17 protein-coding genes are annotated in these 18041 nt (G+C 65.0%); 9 read left to right on the top strand and 8 right to left on the bottom strand.

Annotated features, from left to right (window positions below; all coding sequences use genetic code 11):
* The first annotated feature begins 182 nt into the window (after positions 1-182).
* Complete coding sequence (locus tag RTI28_RS02680; protein ID WP_316918993.1) at positions 183-1286, top strand: GlxA family transcriptional regulator; 1104 nt, start codon at positions 183-185, stop codon at positions 1284-1286.
* Between the two features lie 102 nt (positions 1287-1388).
* Here RTI28_RS02680 and RTI28_RS02675 read toward each other — a convergent pair whose 3' ends face one another.
* The 5 genes from RTI28_RS02675 to choX form a co-directional block, all read right to left on the bottom strand.
* Positions 1389-1649 carry a hypothetical protein gene (locus tag RTI28_RS02675; RefSeq protein ID WP_316918992.1) on the bottom strand — a complete coding sequence of 87 codons (261 nt, stop codon included), beginning with the start codon at positions 1647-1649 and terminating at the stop codon, positions 1389-1391.
* A gap of 450 nt (positions 1650-2099) precedes the next feature.
* Positions 2100-2570, bottom strand: coding sequence for a thioesterase family protein (locus RTI28_RS02670; RefSeq protein ID WP_316918991.1), 471 nt, complete (start codon positions 2568-2570; stop codon positions 2100-2102).
* A 13-nt stretch (positions 2571-2583) separates the two neighbouring features.
* On the bottom strand, positions 2584-3549 hold the full coding sequence (locus RTI28_RS02665) for an L-carnitine dehydrogenase (RefSeq protein ID WP_316918990.1): 966 nt from the start codon (positions 3547-3549) through the stop codon (positions 2584-2586).
* 16 nt (positions 3550-3565) lie between these two features.
* On the bottom strand, positions 3566-4450 hold the full coding sequence (locus RTI28_RS02660; protein WP_316918989.1) for a 3-keto-5-aminohexanoate cleavage protein: 885 nt from the start codon (positions 4448-4450) through the stop codon (positions 3566-3568).
* A 195-nt stretch (positions 4451-4645) separates the two neighbouring features.
* Complete coding sequence (choX, locus tag RTI28_RS02655) at positions 4646-5587, bottom strand: choline ABC transporter substrate-binding protein (RefSeq protein WP_316918988.1); 942 nt, start codon at positions 5585-5587, stop codon at positions 4646-4648.
* Positions 5588-5757: 170 nt separating this feature from the next.
* On the opposite strand from choX, the gene RTI28_RS02650 reads away from it, so the two are divergent.
* On the top strand, positions 5758-6705 hold the full coding sequence (locus tag RTI28_RS02650) for a GlxA family transcriptional regulator (RefSeq protein ID WP_316918987.1): 948 nt from the start codon (positions 5758-5760) through the stop codon (positions 6703-6705).
* Here RTI28_RS02650 and RTI28_RS02645 read toward each other — a convergent pair.
* From RTI28_RS02645 to RTI28_RS02635, 3 genes are all read right to left on the bottom strand, one after another.
* Entirely contained in the window at positions 6692-7111 is a 420-nt protein-coding gene (locus tag RTI28_RS02645) for a DUF3010 family protein (protein WP_316918986.1), read from the bottom strand. The genes RTI28_RS02650 and RTI28_RS02645 overlap by 14 nt on opposite strands.
* An 8-nt stretch (positions 7112-7119) precedes the next feature.
* Positions 7120-7527 carry a lysozyme inhibitor LprI family protein gene (locus RTI28_RS02640; protein WP_316918985.1) on the bottom strand — a complete coding sequence of 136 codons (408 nt, stop codon included), beginning with the start codon at positions 7525-7527 and terminating at the stop codon, positions 7120-7122.
* A 143-nt stretch (positions 7528-7670) separates the two neighbouring features.
* A complete protein-coding gene (locus RTI28_RS02635) occupies positions 7671-8417 on the bottom strand; it encodes a hypothetical protein (protein WP_316918984.1) in 747 nt (248 codons plus the stop codon).
* Between the two features lie 242 nt (positions 8418-8659).
* On the opposite strand from RTI28_RS02635, the gene RTI28_RS02630 reads away from it, so the two are divergent.
* From RTI28_RS02630 to RTI28_RS02600, 7 genes are all read left to right on the top strand, one after another.
* The gene (locus tag RTI28_RS02630; RefSeq protein ID WP_016497618.1) at positions 8660-9637 is read left to right on the top strand and encodes a dipeptidase; all 978 of its coding nucleotides are present in this window, start codon (positions 8660-8662) and stop codon (positions 9635-9637) included.
* Between the two features lie 75 nt (positions 9638-9712).
* On the top strand, positions 9713-10243 hold the full coding sequence (locus RTI28_RS02625; protein ID WP_316918983.1) for a DUF5943 domain-containing protein: 531 nt from the start codon (positions 9713-9715) through the stop codon (positions 10241-10243).
* Positions 10244-10260: 17 nt separating this feature from the next.
* Positions 10261-12321: a dimethylglycine demethylation protein DgcA gene (dgcA, locus tag RTI28_RS02620; RefSeq protein ID WP_316918982.1), complete on the top strand. Its 2061-nt coding sequence runs from the start codon at positions 10261-10263 to the stop codon at positions 12319-12321.
* Positions 12322-12474: 153 nt separating this feature from the next.
* Positions 12475-14421 (top strand): dimethylglycine demethylation protein DgcB, encoded by a 1947-nt coding sequence (gene dgcB / locus RTI28_RS02615; RefSeq protein ID WP_316918981.1) that lies wholly within the window; start codon positions 12475-12477, stop codon positions 14419-14421.
* On the top strand, positions 14421-15644 hold the full coding sequence (locus RTI28_RS02610) for an electron transfer flavoprotein subunit alpha/FixB family protein (RefSeq protein WP_316918980.1): 1224 nt from the start codon (positions 14421-14423) through the stop codon (positions 15642-15644). Before dgcB ends, RTI28_RS02610 begins: the two co-directional genes overlap by 1 nt.
* A 15-nt stretch (positions 15645-15659) precedes the next feature.
* Positions 15660-16430, top strand: coding sequence for an electron transfer flavoprotein subunit beta (locus RTI28_RS02605; protein ID WP_316918979.1), 771 nt, complete (start codon positions 15660-15662; stop codon positions 16428-16430).
* A gap of 676 nt (positions 16431-17106) precedes the next feature.
* Positions 17107-18018, top strand: a complete 912-nt coding sequence (locus RTI28_RS02600; protein ID WP_316918978.1) for an RHS repeat-associated core domain-containing protein — start codon at positions 17107-17109, stop codon at positions 18016-18018.
* Positions 18019-18041: the final 23 nt, after the last annotated feature.

The following is an 18041-nucleotide window of genomic DNA, read 5'->3' as shown; positions in this document are numbered from 1 at the left end:
ACGTTGCAAGTCGCTTCTTAGACGTATCGCGACGTCGCTTTCAGGATTTATTGAATGCCCATTCAATTTCAGGCACGGCAATTGCGAGTGGAAAGCCCATGCCCTGCAATCGAGTCGACAGGGCCCATAACAAGAAAGCCCACGTCTGGGGCGCAACCTGCTTTGTGTGAGGAGAGATCGCGATGACGTCGTACAACTCCGGGACCCCATCCCAAGCCCGCACACCTCAATCCATCGGCTTTCTGCTGCTGGACAACTTCACCCTGATTTCCCTGGCTTCCGCAGTGGAGCCACTGCGCATGGCCAACCAGCTGTCCGGTCGCGAGCTGTACCGCTGGCATACCCTGAGCGTGGATGGAGGGCAGGTGTGGGCCAGCGACGGTCTGCAGATCACCCCCGACGCGGCGATGCACAAGGCGCCACCGATGGACACCGTGATCGTCTGCGGCGGCATCGGCATCCAGCGTACCGTTACCCGCGAACACGTGACTTGGCTGCAGAGCCAGGCCCGCCAGTCGCGCCGCCTGGGCGCGGTGTGCACCGGCAGTTGGGCGCTGGCCTGCGCCGGGCTGCTCGACGGCTTCGACTGCAGCGTCCACTGGGAATGCCTGGCGGCGATGCAGGAAGCCTTCCCGCGGGTGAGCATGAGCACGCGCCTGTTCACCCTCGACCGTAACCGTTTCACCAGCTCCGGCGGCACCGCGCCGCTGGACATGATGCTGCACCTGATCAGCCGCGATCATGGCCGCGAGCTGTCGGCGGCGATCTCGGAAATGTTCGTCTACGAGCGCATCCGCAACGAGCAGGATCACCAGCGCGTGCCGCTCAAGCACATGCTCGGCACCAACCAGCCGAAGCTGCAGGAAATCGTCGCGCTGATGGAAGCCAACCTGGAAGAGCCGATCGACCTGGACGAACTGGCGGTGTACGTCTCGGTCTCGCGGCGTCAGCTGGAGCGGTTGTTCCAGAAGTACCTGCATTGTTCGCCGTCGCGCTACTACCTGAAGCTGCGCCTGATCCGTGCGCGGCAGCTGCTCAAGCAGACGCCGATGTCGATCATCGAAGTGGCCTCGGTGTGCGGCTTCGTGTCCACGCCGCACTTCTCCAAGTGCTACCGCGAGTACTTCGGCATTCCGCCGCGGGATGAGCGTGTGGGTTCGAATACCGCGCAGCAGGTGGCGATGATGCCGATTCCGCAGGCGCTGGTGCTGTCGCCGATGGCCGGGCCGATGGCGGCGCTGAGCCAGGCGCGCAATGAGTCGACGTTTGCCAGTGTGAGGTTGTGAGCGGAACCTTGTGCTGAATGTGAGGGCCTCATCGCGGGCAACGCCCCACACAATGGGATCACCCTGTGGGAGCGGGCGTTGCCCGCGATGAGGCTCTTCAGTTCACTGATGACTGGCCTTGTACTCGGCCAGCGCAGGCAGCAGCTGCTTTTCGATGGCCTGGCGCACCGCCGGCAGGATCGTCGCGCTGCCGGTGTACATCTGCTCCACCATCCCTTTCAGCGCCTTCGCCTGTGGTTCGTCCAGCCCGCGTACCGCGTGCTCGCACGCCTGTTCGGCACTGACCCCGGACGGCGTCTCGAAACCCAGGGCCCGCAGGTGCCCAACCAGGTCTTCCTGATCAATCAAATCCGCATGCATCATGGTGTTTGTCCTTGTGACAGGTGTGGTCTCGAACCGATTCTGGAAGCGCCCGGCAGACGGGGCAAGGACAGTTTGTCGCGATGGCCGCTTTACCTATGAACAGGTCGTTTTCGGCAAAATCGAGTGACGCGGGAGTGTGCACACTGGGAGCCATGTACAGATCGAGGGCGGTTTGGTCACCACCCTTCTGAACACGGTAGGTTGCTCGCTCTTTGCCCCGGCTGCGTCACGGCTTGCCGGGGCTGTTTTTTGTCTGCGATTCCTGAACAGAGGCCGCCAGCACGCCGCAACCGGTGTGGGAGCGGATTCATCCGCGATGGCGGACCACGCGATCGGCGGCGAAGCCGTCGTAAACCCTGAGTCCCGAGTTTTCCTGACACACCCGGGACTCAGGGTTTATGGCCGCTTCGCGCCCAATCGCGGATGAATCCGCTCCCACAGGGTTTTGTGCTAGCCAGGCAGTTTTATTACCCGCCCGACAAACTCAGGCACCGGCAAGTCCACCTGCTCCGCCACGATCCCGCGCAACCGCTCCAGCACTTCCTCCACGAACGGCGCCGACTTCGGCCCCGCCAGATCCACATGCAGGAGCATCTGCTCGTTCGCCGCCAGCGCCTCGTCGAAGCCTTCCCGGTGCAGGCTGTGATACAGGTGCACGCGCTTGCGGTCATGCCCGAGCACCTGGGTGCGTACGGTCACCTCTGTGCCCAGTTTCACCTCGTGCAGGTAATTCAGATGGCACTCCAGGGTGAACAGCGAATGCCCGGTGGCCTCGCGGTTGTCGCCATCCAGGCCGATGCATTCCATGAACGCATCGGTGGCATAGCTGAAGATCAGCAGGTAGAAGGCATCGCGCAGATGCCCGTTGTAGTCGACCCAGTCCGGCATCAACGGGGTTCGGTAGGTCTGCAGGGCAGGCATCGCAGGTCTCTCCTCAATCGCTGAAGTTCAGGCCATGGCGGGCCTTGGTGGTTTTCACCGCGTCCAGTACCGCCAGCAGGCAGTCATCACGATAGCGCTCCAGCGAGGCAATGCTGCGCTCGCCGCGCTGTTCGCTGGTACCGTCGACCACCGCGTCGATCAGTTCCTCGGTCAGTTCCGGTGCCGGCAGGTAGGTCCACGGCAGTTGCAGCGCCGGGCCGAACTGGGCCATGAAGTGACGCATGCCGGCGTCGCCACCGGCCAGGGTGTAGGTCAGGAAGGTGCCCATGAACGACCAGCGCAGACCGGCGCCGAAGCGGATCGCATCGTCGATCTCGCCGGTGGTCGCCACGCCGTCGTTGACCAGGTGCAGCGCCTCGCGCCACAGCGCTTCGAGCAGGCGGTCGGCAATGAAACCGGGGACTTCCTTGCGCACGTGCAGCGGTTGCATGCCCAGGGCGCTGTAGACCTGTTTTGCCGCCTCGATCGCCGCTGGCGCGGTGTTGCGTCCACCGACGATCTCCACCAGCGGCAGCAGGTAGACGGGGTTGAACGGGTGGCCGACGATGCAGCGCTCGGGATGGCTCGACGACTCGTAGAACTCGCTGGGCAGCAGGCCCGAGGTGCTGGAGGCGATCAGTGCGTTCGGCTTGGCCGCGGCGCTGATCCTGCCGTGCAGGTCGAGCTTGAGCTCCAGGCGTTCCGGTGCGCTTTCCTGGATGAAGTCGGCGTCGCGCACGCATTCCTCGATGGTTGCGACGAAGCGCAGGCGCGATTGCGCGGCGCCAGGTTTCAGGCCCTGTTTCTCCAGGGCCGGCCAGGCATTGGCGATGCGCTTGCGCAAGGCCTCCTCGGCGCCGGGCGCCGGGTCCCAGGCCACTACGTCGAGGCCGTTGGCCAGGGCGCGGGCGACCCAGCCGCTGCCAATCACGCCGCTGCCGAGGGCGGCGAAGGTCTTGATGTCGGTAATGAAGCTCATGAAATTCTCCAGGGGATCAGCGACGGGTCAGGTTCATTTTGGCGCGGCCTTCGGCGGGGCTGAGGACCCGGGCGCCAAGGCGGTGAAGGATTTCTGCGGCGCGCTCGACCAGTTGGCCGTTGCTGGCCAGCACGCCTTTTTCCAGCCACAGGTTGTCTTCCAGGCCGACCCGCACGTTGCCGCCGAGCAGCACTGCCTGCGCGGCCATCGGCATCTGCATGCGACCGATGCCGAAGCCGGCCCAGGTCACGTCTGGCGGCAGGTTGTCGACCATGGCCTTCATGCTGGTGGTGTCCGCCGGCGCGCCCCACGGGATGCCCAGGCACAGTTGGAACAGCGGGTCGTCGAGCAGGCCTTCCTTGATCATCTGCTTGGCGAACCACAGGTGGCCGGTGTCGAAGATTTCCAGTTCGGCTTTCACACCCAGTTCGGTGATGCGTTTGGCGCCGGCGCGTAGCTGCGACGGGGTGGACACGTAGATGCTGTTGCCGTCGCCGAAGTTGAGGGTGCCGCAGTCCAGGGTGCAGATTTCCGGGAGCAGGGCCTCGACGTGGGCCAGGCGTTCCAGCGGGCCGACCAGGTCGGTGCCGGCGCCGAACTCCATGGGCATTTCGCCGGGGCCGATCTCCAGGTCGCCACCCATGCCGGCGGTGAGGTTGACGATGATATCGACGTCGGACTCGCGGATGCGCTCCATGACCTCGCGGTACAGGTTGACGTCGCGGCTGAAGCGCCCGGTCTGCGGGTCGCGGACGTGGCAGTGGACCACGGTGGCGCCGGCCTTGGCCGCTTCCACGGCGGCCTCGGCGATCTGTTTCGGGGTGACCGGGACGAAGTGGCTCTTGCTGGCGGTGTCGCCGGCGCCGGTGAGGGCGCAGGTGATGATGACGTCGTGGTTCATTGCGGTTTCCTTCAGGCGTGTTTGGTTGTTTCGTTGCCCGCAAGGACAACGAAGAAATTTGTTCGAAAGTGGGGTCGCCTGTAGGAGCTGGCTTGCCTGCGAAAGGACCGCGCAGCGGTCCCTTATAGCGGTGAAGTCTGGGACCGCTTCGCAGTCCTTCGCAGGCAAGCCAGCTCCTACACGGGAGTGCAGCTTCTAGTTGGCGGTGAGCTTGAGGTTGTCCGCCGCCGGCTTGCCGTCGAAGGTAGTCACACCCTCGAGCCAGCGCGCCTTGTCCTCGGGATGGTCCTTGAGCCACTGGCGTGCCGATTCCAGCGCGTCCTTGTGGTCGAGCAGCGGCTGCATCATGCGACTCTCGTCCTCGGCGCTGAAGGTCAGGTTGGTCAGCAGGCGACCGATGTTCGGACAACGGCTGGCGTAGTCCGGCGCGGTCACCGTCCATACCGTGGCGCGGCCTTCGTCCGGGCCGAGGGCGCCTTCGCTGCCGCTGAGGTACTGCATGTCGATATTCACGTTCATCGGATGCGGTGCCCAGCCGAAGAACACCACCGCTTCATTGCGCCGCACCGCGCGATCGACCGCGGCGAGCATGCCGGCCTCGCTGGACTCCACCAACTGGAACTTGCCGAGGCCGAACTGGTTCTTGGCGATCATCGCCTTGATCTGCGTGTTGGCGCCGGAGCCGGGTTCGATACCGTAGATCTTGCCGCCCAGTTCCTTCTCGAACTTGTGGATGTCGGCGAAGCTCTGCAGGCCCTTGTCGGCCAGGTACTTGGGCACGGCGAGGGTGGCGCGGGCGTCGTTCAGGCTCGGTGCGTCGAGGACCTTGACCTGGCCGGCATCGACGAACGGGGTGATGGTCTGGGTCATGATCGGGTTCCAGTAGCCAAGGAACAGGTCCAGGCGCTGGTCGCGGATACCGGCGAAGATGATCTGCTGCGAAGCGCTGGTCTGTTTGGTCTGGTAGCCGAGGCCGTCGAGCAGGACCTGGGTCATGGCGCTGGTGGCCATCACATCGGTCCAGTTGACGACGCCCAGGCGCACGTTCTTGCAGGCGGCCGGCTCCGCGGCCATCACGTTGGTGCTGAGGATTGCGGTACCGACGAGCATCAGAAGCGAACGACTGATCGATTGCATGGTGGCTCCTCCAACGGCAGTTCTAATTGTTATGGGGGGCGGCTTCTGCGAGCCGTGATGCTCAAGTTACGCGGGGATGGCCCGATGAAATCGCACTCTGGCGACCAGCTCTTGCACAGTGGCGACCGGGGGAGTATTAACCGGGAACTCTTGGTCAGCGAGCAGCGTTCATGCCCCGGGAATTCCACTTTCTGCTGTTGCCGGGTTTCTCCGCCCTGGGCTTCATTTCGGCGCTGGAACCGCTGCGCGTGGCCAACCGCTTTCGCACCGGGCTGTACCGCTGGCGGGTGTTGAGTGTGGATGGCGGGGCGGTGCTGGCCAGCAACGGCATGTCGGTCAACGCCGACGGTCCGCTGGAGGCCCTGGGCAAGGGCGCGACCTTGCTGGTGGTGGCCGGTTTCGAGCCGCTGCAGAGCTACAGTCCGGGCCTGGCGCACTGGCTGCGCCGGCTCGATCACGAGGGTGTGGTACTGGGCGGCATCGACACCGGCACGCTGCTGCTGGCCGAGGCCGGCCTGCTCGACGGGCATCGGGTGACCCTGCACTGGGAAGCGCTGGATGCCTTCAAGGAGCGCTATCCGCGCCTGGAGGCGACCCAGGAGCTGTTCGAGGTCGATCGCCGGCGCATCACCTCGGCTGGCGGTACCGCATCCATCGACCTGATGCTCGACCTGATCGCCCAGGCCCATGGCGCCGAGCTGGCGATCCAGGTGTCGGAACAGTTCGTGCTCGGGCGCATCCGCCCGCGTCAGGACCACCAGCGCATGCAGATCGCCTCGCGCTACGGGATCAGCAACAGCAAGCTGGTGCAGGTGATCGGCGCCATGGAGCGCAACACCGAAACGCCGCTCAATACCCTGGACCTGGCCGACTCCGTGCAGGTCAGCCGGCGCCAGCTGGAGCGCCTGTTCCGCCTGTACCTGAACGACACGCCCAGCGGCTTCTACCTGCGCCTGCGCCTGGACAAGGCGCGGCAGCTGCTGCGCCAGACCGAGATGAGCGTGCTCGACGTGAGCATCGCCTGTGGCTTCGACTCACCGTCGTACTTCACCCGCAGCTACCGGGCGCGTTTCCAGCGTTGTCCGCGGGAAGACCGGCGGGCGGTCAGCGGCGGCTGAAGAGCAGCGCACAGGCGCTCTTCCACGCCTCATGCTGATACTTGTTGAGCGCCACCGGCGGGGTCAGGTCGTGTTTCTTGCCCTGGGCGGTGATGGTCTGTGGCGACACCAGGTGCACTTCGCAGCCGTCGAGCAGTTGCAGCAGGCCTTCCAGCTTGAAGGTCACCGGACCGCCGGCGAAATCGCCCTTCTTGCTGCGTTTCTTGATCGCCAGGTGAGTGATGCCGTGTTCGCCGACGAAGGCCTGGACACGGGCGGCGAAGGCGCGGACCTGGGCGGCGTCCTCGTCGTCGTCGAGGCCGATTTTCTTGATCGTCGTGGCCAGGTGCACCGGTTGCCCGGCTTCAAGGCTGGCCACCGCCAGCAGGGCTTCGCTGCCCTTGAGTTCGATACCGCAGATGGTCATGTCGTCGCTCAGTCGGAAGTCGGCAGGCCGAGGGATTGCAGGTACTCGGAACGGTCGTCGTTGCGCTGCGCCAGGCAGGTGTTCTGCGCCGCTTCGAAGGCCTTGCCGGCAGCGATGTCGTAGGTCTCGACCTTGCAGTCGGCGTCGCGCAGCTGTTTCCAGATCGCCTCGGCGTCGCCCAGGCGCTTGCTCAGCTCGGCGATTTTCGCGCCCTTGCCGGCGTACTGCTCCTTGATGCGCTCCTGCAGGTCGGCGAAGGCGGCCTCCAGCTCGCGCTCGGAGGCGCTGCGGCTGTAGCGCGCGCATTCGTAGTTCTGCTGATCGGTTTCAACGTTGTCGCACGGCGTGCTTTCTTCTTCCGCGGCATGGGCGCCCACGGCCAGGGTAGCCAGCATCAGCCAGACCATCGATTTCATCGAATTCATCTCCCAAAGGAACATGGGGGGCGATTCTCGCTCTTTGCCCAGGCAAAGAACAGGGTGGCTGGATGAAGGTTTTGCGCCGTCGTGATGCGCGGCACGGCCCCCGGGGCGGCGGGGGCCGTGGCTGGAGGCGGGCCTCAGAGGCTCAGGTGGGCCAGAAAACGGTTGGCGTTGTCCCCCAGCTTGGCGATCACCGCCTCGCGTACCTGGCTGTAGGCCTGGGTGTTGAGCACCGCGGTCTGGGCCGCGCGGAAGATCTGCACGTCGTTGCTCTGGAAGGTGACGAACAGAATGCTGGTGTTGGAGCTGTTGCGCACCACCTGCATGCAGTTCATCAGCATGGTCACGTCCCCTTCGGCGTTCTGCGTGCAGGGCATGATCTGGAAGGTGCCGACGTTGCCGTTGTTGCAGTGGCCGAGAAACAGCTGCAGGGCATGCGGTTGCTTGCGCAGCGCCTCGAAGGTGCGCCGGGCGATGGGGGCGAAGGCGGAACCGCCGGCGACGCTGTCGATGATGTCCAGCGCCACGTCGTCCAGGGTGAACGCCTGGCGGTTCGGCTGGTAGCGCTGCATTTCGTTGTGCGACAGGGTCCAGCCGAGCTTGCCCAGGCCCTCTGTGTAGAAGTTGAACCATTCCTCGCGCTGGCTGGCCTTGTCGAAGCGCTTGCTGGCCGCCAGTTGCATCAGCAGGGTGCTGTTGAGCACGTCCTCGCGGGCCTGCCGGTCGAGACCGGAGACGAAGGACACCAGGCTGTCGCCGAGCACCACGGCGCTGTCGGACCGGCGGGTGCTGTTGTCCGCCTGCGACGGCGGGCTCTGCAGAAACGGCCGCTGGGCGGTATCCGGAAACTGCAGCGAGGCGATGAAATCATGAATGTCGCTCATGGGGTGACTCCTGTCGTGGTGGAAAGCCTGCGAAGCTAGCCCAACCAGCCAGCCATGGCAGGCGGACAGGCTTCCCGGACGCTCCCGGCAGCGCGCCGCGGCGCCCTTTGTCGGCCTTTGACGCTTTCGGCAATTCCCCTGTCGTTTTTGCATCGGGGCGACAATCACCCGAGGCATATGCTGACCCCCAATAGCGCCGGCAGACGATTCGGCGCGGGAATGCCAAAAAAGGGGACTGCCTGATGAGCCCAGCCGAATTACACGCAGACAGCATCGTTATCGACGGGCTGATCATCGCCAAATGGAACCGCGAACTGTTCGAGGACATGCGCAAGGGCGGCCTGACCGCGGCCAACTGCACCGTGTCGGTCTGGGAAGGCTTCAAGGCCACCGTCGACCAGATCGCCGCCAGCCAGAAGCTGATCCGCGACAACAGCGACCTGGTGATGCCGGTGCGCACCACCGCCGACATCCGCAAGGCCAAGGAACTGGGCAAGACCGGCATCCTCTTCGGCTTCCAGAACGCTCATGCGTTCGAGGACCAGATCGCCTACGTGGACGTGTTCAAGCAGCTCGGCGTGGGCATCGTGCAGATGTGCTACAACACCCAGAACCTGGTCGGCACCGGTTGCTACGAGCGTGACGGCGGGCTGTCCGGCTTCGGCCGCGAGATCGTTGCCGAGATGAACCGCGTCGGCATCATGTGCGACCTGTCCCATGTCGGCTCCAAGACCAGCGAGGAAGTCATCCTCGAATCGAAGAAGCCGGTCTGCTACTCCCACTGCCTGCCTTCGGGCCTCAAGGAACACCCGCGCAACAAGTCCGACGAAGAACTGAAGTTCATCGCCGACCACGGCGGTTTCGTCGGCGTGACCATGTTCGCGCCGTTCCTGGCCAAGGGCATCGACTCGACCATCGACGACTACGCCGAGGCCATCGAGTACACCATGAACATCGTCGGTGAAGACGCCATCGGTATCGGTACCGACTTCACCCAGGGCCATGGCCAGGACTTCTTCGAGTACCTGACCCACGACAAGGGCTACGCCCGTCGCCTGACCAACTTCGGCAAGATCATCAACCCGCTGGGCATCCGCACCGTGGGCGAGTTCCCCAACCTCACCGAGACCCTGCTCAAGCGCGGCCATTCCGAGCGCGTTGTCAGGAAAATCATGGGTGAAAACTGGGTGAACGTCCTCAAGGATGTGTGGGGCGAGTAAGCCTCCGAAGCCTCTCTACCGACCCCCGCATCAGGGCGGGGGCAGCCAATAAAAATTTTCTGGAGTTGAGTTTCCATGGCCAAGATCGCCCCGCAATTGCCAATCGAAGTCGACAGCGAGACCGGTGTCTGGACCAGCGATGCCCTGCCGATGCTGTACGTACCGCGGCATTTCTTCGTCAACAACCACATCGGCATCGAGGAAGTGCTGGGCGCCGACGCCTACGCCGAGATCCTCTACAAGGCCGGCTACAAGTCCGCCTGGCACTGGTGCGAGAAGGAAGCCGAATGCCATGGCCTGGAAGGCGTGGCGGTGTTCGAGCACTACATGAAGCGCCTGTCCCAGCGCGGCTGGGGCCTATTCAAGATCCAGGACATCGACCTCGACCAGGGCACCGCCAGCGTCAAGCTCGAGCACTCGGCGTTCGTCTACGTCTACGGCAAGGTCGGGCGCAAGGTCGACTACATGTTCACCGGCTGGTTCGCCGGGGCGATGGACCAGATCCTCGCCGCCCGCGGCAGCAAGATCCGCACCGTCGCCGAGCAGGTCTACGGCGGTTCCGAAGAAGGCCACGACGACGGCCTGTTCATCGTCAAGCCGCTGTAAGTCGAGGAGCCCGCGCCATGGCGTTCGAAGCTATGTTCCAGCCGATCCAGATCGGCAAACTGACCATCCGCAACCGCGTGCTGAGTACTGCGCACGCCGAGGTCTACGCCACCGACGGCGGCATGACCACCGAGCGCTATGTGAAGTACTACGAGGAGAAGGCCAAGGGCGGTATCGGCCTGGCCATCTGCGGTGGATCTTCCGTGGTCGCCATCGACAGCCCGCAGCAGTGGTGGTCGTCGGTGAACCTGTCCACCGACCGCATCATCCCGCACTTCCAGAACCTCGCCGACGCCATGCACAAGCATGGCGCCAAGATCATGATCCAGATTACCCACATGGGTCGTCGCTCGCGTTGGGACGGCTACCACTGGCCGACCCTGATGTCGCCGTCCGGTATCCGCGAACCGGTGCACCGCGCCACCTGCAAGACCATCGAGCCGGAGGAGATCTGGCGGGTGATCGGCAACTACGCCCAGGCCGCGCGCCGGGCGAAGGAAGGCGGCCTGGACGGTGTCGAACTGTCCGCCGTGCACCAGCACATGATCGACCAGTTCTGGAGCCCGCGGGTCAACAAGCGCACCGACGAATGGGGCGGCAGCTTCGAAGGCCGCATGAAGTTCGGCCTGGAAGTGCTCAAGGCGGTGCGCGCCGAGGTCGGTCCGGACTTCTGCGTCGGCATGCGCATCTGTGGTGACGAATTCCACCCCGATGGCCTCAGCCACGAGGACATGAAGGAAATCGCCAAGTACTACGATGCCACCGGCATGGTCGACTTCTTCGGCGTGATCGGCTCGGGTTGCGACACCCACAACACCCTGGCCAACGTCATTCCCAACATGAGCTACCCGCCGGAGCCGTTCCTGCACCTGGCGGCGGGCATCAAGGAAGTGGTCAAGGCCCCGGTGCTGCACGCGCAGAACATCAAGGACCCGAACCAGGCCACGCGCATCCTCGAGGGCGGCTATGTCGACATGGTCGGCATGACCCGTGCGCACATCGCCGACCCGCACCTGATCGCCAAGATCAAGATGGGCCAGGTCGACCAGATCAAGCAGTGCGTCGGTGCCAACTACTGCATCGACCGTCAGTACCAGGGCCTGGATGTGCTGTGCATCCAGAACGCCGCGACCTCCCGTGAGTACATGGGCGTGCCGCACATCATCGAGAAATCCACCGGAGCGAAGCGCAAGGTGGTGATCGTCGGTGCCGGCCCGGCCGGCATGGAAGCGGCGCGGGTCGCCGCCGAACGGGGCCACGACGTGACCCTGTTCGAGAAGAAGGAACAGATCGGCGGGCAGATCACCATCGCCGCCAAGGCACCGCAGCGCGACCAGATCGCCGGCATCACCCGCTGGTACCAGCTGGAGCTGGCGCGCCTGAAGGTCGACCTGCGCCTGGGCACCGCCGCCGACGCCGCGACCATCATGGACCTGCGTCCGGACATCGTCGTGCTGGCGGTGGGCGGGCATCCGTTCCTCGAACAGAACGAGCACTGGGGCGCCGCCGAAGGGCTGGTGGTCAGCAGCTGGGACGTGCTCGACGGCAAGGTCGCGCCGGGCAAGAACGTGCTGGTCTACGACACCATCTGCGAATTCACCGGCATGTCGGTGGCCGACTTCATCGCCGACAAGGGCAGCCAGGTGGAGATCGTCACCGACGACATCAAGCCGGGCGTGGCCATCGGCGGTACGTCGTTCCCGACCTACTACCGCAGCATGTACCCCAAGGAAGTGATCATGACCGGCGACCTGATGCTGGAAAAGGTCTACCGCGAAGGGGACAAGCTGGTCGCGGTGCTGGAGAACGAATACACCGGGGCCAAGGAAGAGCGGGTGGTCGACCAGGTGGTGATCGAGAACGGCGTGCGGCCTGACGAAGCGCTGTACTACGCGCTCAAGGAAGGTTCGCGGAACAAGGGCCAGATCGATGTCGAGGCGCTGTTCGCCATCCAGCCGCAGCCGATCCTCGGCCAGGCCGGCGAGGGCTACCTGCTGTACCGCATCGGCGACTGCGTGGCGCAGCGCAATACCCATGCGGCGATCTATGACGCCTTGCGGTTGTGCAAGGACTTCTGATCGAGCCGGGGCAATTGGGACCGCTTTGCGGTCCTTCGCGGGCAAGCCACGCTCCTACAGGTGACGCAGTGCTCTTGTAGGAGCGTGGCTTGCCCGCGAAGGCCTGCAAAGCAGGCCCAGACATGCAACTGAATACCCGAGTGGGAGCTTCCCATGCTGAACCTTATCCTCCCCATCCTGCTGTTCGCCGCCCTCGGCCTGGCCGTGCTCGGCGCCGTGCGGCGCGTGCGCATGTGGCGCCAGGGTCGGCCGTCGCCGGTCAATCTGCTGGGCGGCCTGCTGGCCATGCCGCGGCGCTACCTGGTCGACCTCCACCACGTGGTGGAACGCGACAAGTACATGTCGAAAACCCACGTGGCCACCGCCGGTGGCTTCGTCCTCTCCGCCGTGCTGGCGATCGTCGTGCACGGTTTCGGCCTGCGCAGCCAGATCCTCGGCTACGCCCTGCTGGCCGCCACCGTGCTGATGTTCTGCGGTGCGCTGTTCGTCTTCAAGCGGCGCCTGAACCCGCCGTCGCGCCTGTCCAAAGGCCCGTGGATGCGCCTGCCGAAGAGCCTGCTGGTGTTCTCCGCGACCTTCTTCATCGCCACCCTGCCGGTGGCCGGCATCCTCCCCGAGGGCTTCGGCGGCTGGTTCCTCGTCGCCCTGCTGGGCCTGGGCGTGGTCTGGGGCGTGTCCGAGCTGTTCCTCGGCATGACCTGGGGCGGGCCGATGAAGCACGCCTTCGCCGGTGCCCTGCACCTGGCCTGGCACCGCCGTGCCGAACGCTTCGGCGGCGGTCGTTCCACCGGCCTCAAGCCACTCGACCTGGAAGACCGTTCGGCGCCGCTGGGCGTGGAAAAACCCAAGGATTTCACCTGGAACCAGCTGCTCGGCTTCGACGCCTGCGTGCAGTGCGGTAAATGCGAAGCCATGTGCCCGGCCTTTGCCGCCGGCCAGCCGCTGAACCCGAAAAAACTCATCCAGGACATGGTCATTGGCCTGGCCGGTGGCACCGACGCGCAGTTCGCCGGCAGCCCCTACCCTGGCAAGCCGATCGGCGAGCACGGCGGCCATCCGCACCAGCCGATCGTCAATGGCCTGGTCGATGCCGAGACCCTGTGGTCGTGCACCACCTGCCGCGCCTGCGTCGAGGAGTGCCCGATGATGATCGAGCACGTCGATGCCATCGTCGACATGCGCCGCCACCTGACCCTGGAGAAGGGCGCCACGCCGAACAAGGGCGCGGAAGTCCTCGATAACTTGATCGCCACCGACAACCCCGGCGGCTTCAACCCCGGCGGACGGATGAACTGGGCCGCCGACCTCAACCTGAAAGTGCTGTCGGACGTGAAGAGCACCGAAGTGCTGTTCTGGGTCGGCGACGGTGCCTTCGACATGCGCAACCAGCGCACCCTGCGCGCGTTCGTCAAGGTGCTGAAAGCCTCTGGCGTCGACTTCGCCGTGCTTGGCCTGGAGGAACGCGACAGCGGCGACGTGGCCCGGCGCCTGGGTGATGAAGCGACCTTCCAGACCCTGGCCAAACGCAATATCCAGACCCTCGGCAAGTACCGCTTCCAGCGCATCGTCACCTGCGACCCGCACAGCTTCCATGTGCTGAAGAACGAGTACGGCGCCTTCGGCGGCGAATACCTGGTGCAGCACCACAGCACCTGGATCGCCGAGCTGCTCGACGCTGGCAAGCTGAACCTCGACGCGCACAAGGGCGGCAGCGTGACCTATCACGACCCATGCTACCTGGGTCGCTACAACGGCGAATACGAGGCGCCGCGCCAGGTGCTGCGCGCCCTCGGTATCGAGGTCAAGGAGATGCAGCGTTCCGGCTTCCGCTCGCGCTGCTGCGGCGGTGGCGGCGGTGCGCCGATCACCGACATCCCGGGCAAGCAGCGCATCCCCGACATGCGCATGGAGGACATCCGCGAGACCGGCGCCGAGCTGGTGGCGGTGGGTTGTCCACAGTGCACGGCGATGCTCGAAGGTGTGGTCGAACCGCGTCCGCTGATCAAGGACCTGGCCGAACTGGTCGCCGACGCCCTGCTGGAAACCCCGGCGGCGAGCAAGCCGGCCCCGAGCAAACGTGAACCCGCGGAGGTGCACTGATGAGTGACATTATTCGCCGCGACCCGCGTGCCGAATGGATCGCGCGCAACCGCCTGCACCCGCTGCACGTGGCCATGCAGGTACAGCAGGACAGCTGGATGGGCCCCAACGGGGTGATCCGCAAGAACCCCCACGCCGTGGGCTTCATCGGCCCCAACGGGATCAAGCGCATCGACCGCAGCGGCGCCCAGCAGGGCGGCAGCAGCGGCAAGCGCAGCGCGGCGGCCGAGGTGCAGCTACCGCTGCACCAGGTGCCGGCGCCGGCGTTCTACATCGCCGTGGTCCCGGACATGGTCGGCGGTCGCCTGAGCAGCCACGACCGCGACCTGCTCGGCCTGGCCCACAGCCTCGCCGGCAGCGACGGCGCGGTACTGGTCGTGGTGTTCGGCGAGCACAAGGAGAGCAACTTCGCCGGGAATGGTGTCGACCGCCTGCTGGTGATCGACGGCGAGCAGTTCCAGGGTTATGCACCGGAGCAGCGTGTCCAGGGCCTGCGCGCTGTGGATAACCAGTTTTCCCCACGGCACTGGCTGCTGCCGGACAGCCGCACCGGTGGCGGCGAGCTGGGCCGGCGCTTCGCCGCGACCCTCGGCGAGCGCCCGGCGACGCGGGTCTGGCAGGTCAAGGACGGCCTCAGCAGCGGCCGCGCCGGTGCTGGCCAGCAGGACCTGGTGCGCAACCTGCCGCGCCTGATCCTGGCCGCCGCCGAGTGCGCCGACCCGGTCAGCGAAACCCGTCACGAAGCGCTGCCGGTGGAGTTGTCCACAGGCGTGGCGCGCAGCCTGTCGCGCATCGAGGACCTTGGCCCGGTGGCCGTGGACCCGGCCGCCATTGCCATGGCCGAATCCGAGTTCATCGTCTCCGGTGGCAACGGCGTCAAGGACTGGGAGCTGTTCCACCGTGCCACGGCGGCCCTCGGCGCCACCGAAGGCGCTTCGCGGGTGGCGGTGGACGACGGCTTCATGCCGCGCAACCGCCAGGTCGGTGCCACCGGTACCTGGGTCACCGCGCGGGTCTACGTGGCGGTGGGCATTTCCGGGGCGATCCAGCACCTGCAGGGCATCGGTGCCTGCGACAAGGTGGTGGCGATCAACATGGACCCCGGTTGCGACATGATCAAACGCGCCGATCTCTCGGTGATCGGTGACAGCGCGGCGATCCTGCAGGCGCTGATCGAGGCTGTGGACAACTTCCGCAACGCCGCCAGACGCGATGCGGCATAAGGGCAGGGGACAAGCATGAACACGAAGGTCATCAGCCTGGTTTCGGTCGGCGCCCACCCCACCTCGGGGCGCAGCCGCCGGGCCGAACAGGACGCCCGCGCCGTGGAGCTGGGCCTGCAGCTGGCCGGCGACGCGCTGCAGGTATTGCACGCCGGCGATCCCCGCGAGGAAGCCCTGCGCGCCTACCTGGGCATGGGCCTGGCCCAGCTCGATGTACTGGAGCAGCCGGCCGGCGCCGATGTGCTCGGCGTGCTCGGCGATTACCTGCGCGAGGCCGGTGCGCAACTGGTGCTCACCGGCAGCCAGGCGGAAACCGGCGAAGGCTCGGGCATGCTCCCGTACCTGCTGGCCGAGCGCCTGGGCTGGCCGCTGGTGGTGGGCCTGGCCGAGGTGGAATCCATCGACAACGGCACCGCCCAGGTGCTGCAGGCGCTGCCCCGTGGCCAGCGGCGGCGGCTGAAGGTACGCCTGCCGTTTCTCGCCTCTGTGGATAACGCCGCGCCGAAGCCACGGCAGAGCGCCTTCGGTCCGGCGCGCCGCGGTGTGCTGGCGGCCCGCGAGGTGGAGATCGTCGACGACGAGCTGTTCGCCAGTGCCGAGCTGCTGCCCGCCAAGCCGCGGCCCAAGCGGCTCAAGGTGATTAAGGCGAAGAGCGGTGCCGACCGCATGAAAGCCGCCACGGCCAAGGCCAGTGGCGGCGGTGGACAAGTGCTCAAGGACGTCAGTCCGCAGGCCGGGGCCGAAGCCATTCTCAAGCTGTTGATGGAAGAAGGCGTGCTGCGCTGAGGCTTGTGCACAAAGTCTGTTGGCGATTCTGTGGATAAAATGTTCGCTGCCTTCCGGAAGCCTTGCCCTGCAAGGCTTTCGTGCATTTGGTCAAATTTCGTACAGGTCACTTTCAGGCTATTCCCTGCTGAATAACCGTTTCGAATGAAGCAGTTGCCCACAATCCTTGTTGGCGGCTTTGTGGATAAACTGTTTTGTCAGCCTTTAAATCCTTTTAAAACAATAGCTTGTCGTTTTTGTTCAAAAAACGATCAATCGTTCTTCCTGGGGCTTCCAGCTGCCCTGAAAGCCCTCTGAAACAAGGTCATAGCGCTGTTATCAACAGGGCCGGAAAGGGCGTTTGCGGTTGCACACAAAGTCTGTTGGCGGCTTTGTGGATAAGGTGTTCGCCGACGACCAGGAGCCTTGAATTCAAAGGCTTGCAGAGATTCGATCAAAAAATGATCAGATGCAGACTGTACAAGGGAAGCGGATTTCACCCCGTTTTCCCACAGTTGCTGTGGGCCGACCTGTGGATAAAGTGTTCGTCAGTGCGGACGCCCCAGCAAATACGGGGGCTCTGGGCGGTTGGTCAAATTTCGTACAGGTTTTCTACCTGTCAGAACTGCCAGTAGCCGTGGACGTTGCCGGGTTCTAAGGTAGACGCAGAGGGACTGTCGACCCCCGCGAGAAGCCCATGATGCAGGCGCCTACCGATACCCGCACCCTGTTGCTGGTGACCGACCGGCAACACACGCCGTTGCACGAAGTGGATGGCGCGGACAGCCGTGCACGGGTCCACAGCCCCTACGGCAACCGGCCCGAGACCCACCCGGCGCTGTCGCACCTGGGGTTCACCGGGCAGTTGCGGGAGCCGTGGGACCGTTACCAGTTGGGCAACGGGCATCGGCTCTACAACCCGGCCCTGATGCGTTTCCACAGTCCCGACCGCCACAGCCCGTTCGACCGTGGCGGCCTGAATGCCTACGCCTACTGTGGCGGTGATCCGGTCAACCATACCGACTCGAGCGGGCGTTTCATCGACGGGGAGCAGGTCGGTCCGCTGCTGACAATGTTCCTGCACAGCGGCCTGATGATGGGTTCCGTGTTCGGCATGTTCTTCACCAAGATGAAGGGACCGCTGCAACTGGCCAATGGCGCCAGCATCCTCGGCTCTGGCCTCAGCCTGGTGGGCGGTGGTGCGGCCCTGGGCGGCGCCGATGGCGCGCAGAATCTGATCTACATGGGGACGATGATCGCTGGATTGGTGGGGCACGGTCGTTTCGCCATCAATGCGCGGGGCGAGTACAAGAAGCGGCATCCGATGGCGAACAAGCCAACTGCCACCGAAACGCCGCCGCCGACGCCGGACCAGCCCTGGCCACCGGCAGCGCTGCAACCCGTAGCAGGCGCCGCACCGGGATTGGTGCTGCAGCCATCCCCCCTGTCCGTAAGCCGGTTGTTTCAGCAGAAGCGGCTTTCGGACATCTCGACCGTCAGCCTGCCGACACTCCCGGGGGCCGGGGGGGCGGACGTGAAAGGCAGGAGTCACCAGGTGCTCCAGAAGCTCAAGTTGATTCGTGATCACCATGCGGCGCAGAACACATGAACCGCGCAACTCCCAACAGGAAG

Origin of the sequence: Pseudomonas sp. zfem002, assembly GCF_032621685.1 — a bacterium.
Classification (GTDB): domain Bacteria; phylum Pseudomonadota; class Gammaproteobacteria; order Pseudomonadales; family Pseudomonadaceae; genus Aquipseudomonas; species Aquipseudomonas japonica.
The sequence above is the reverse complement of the archived record's forward strand: the minus strand, read 5'-3'. Positions and strand labels throughout refer to the sequence as shown.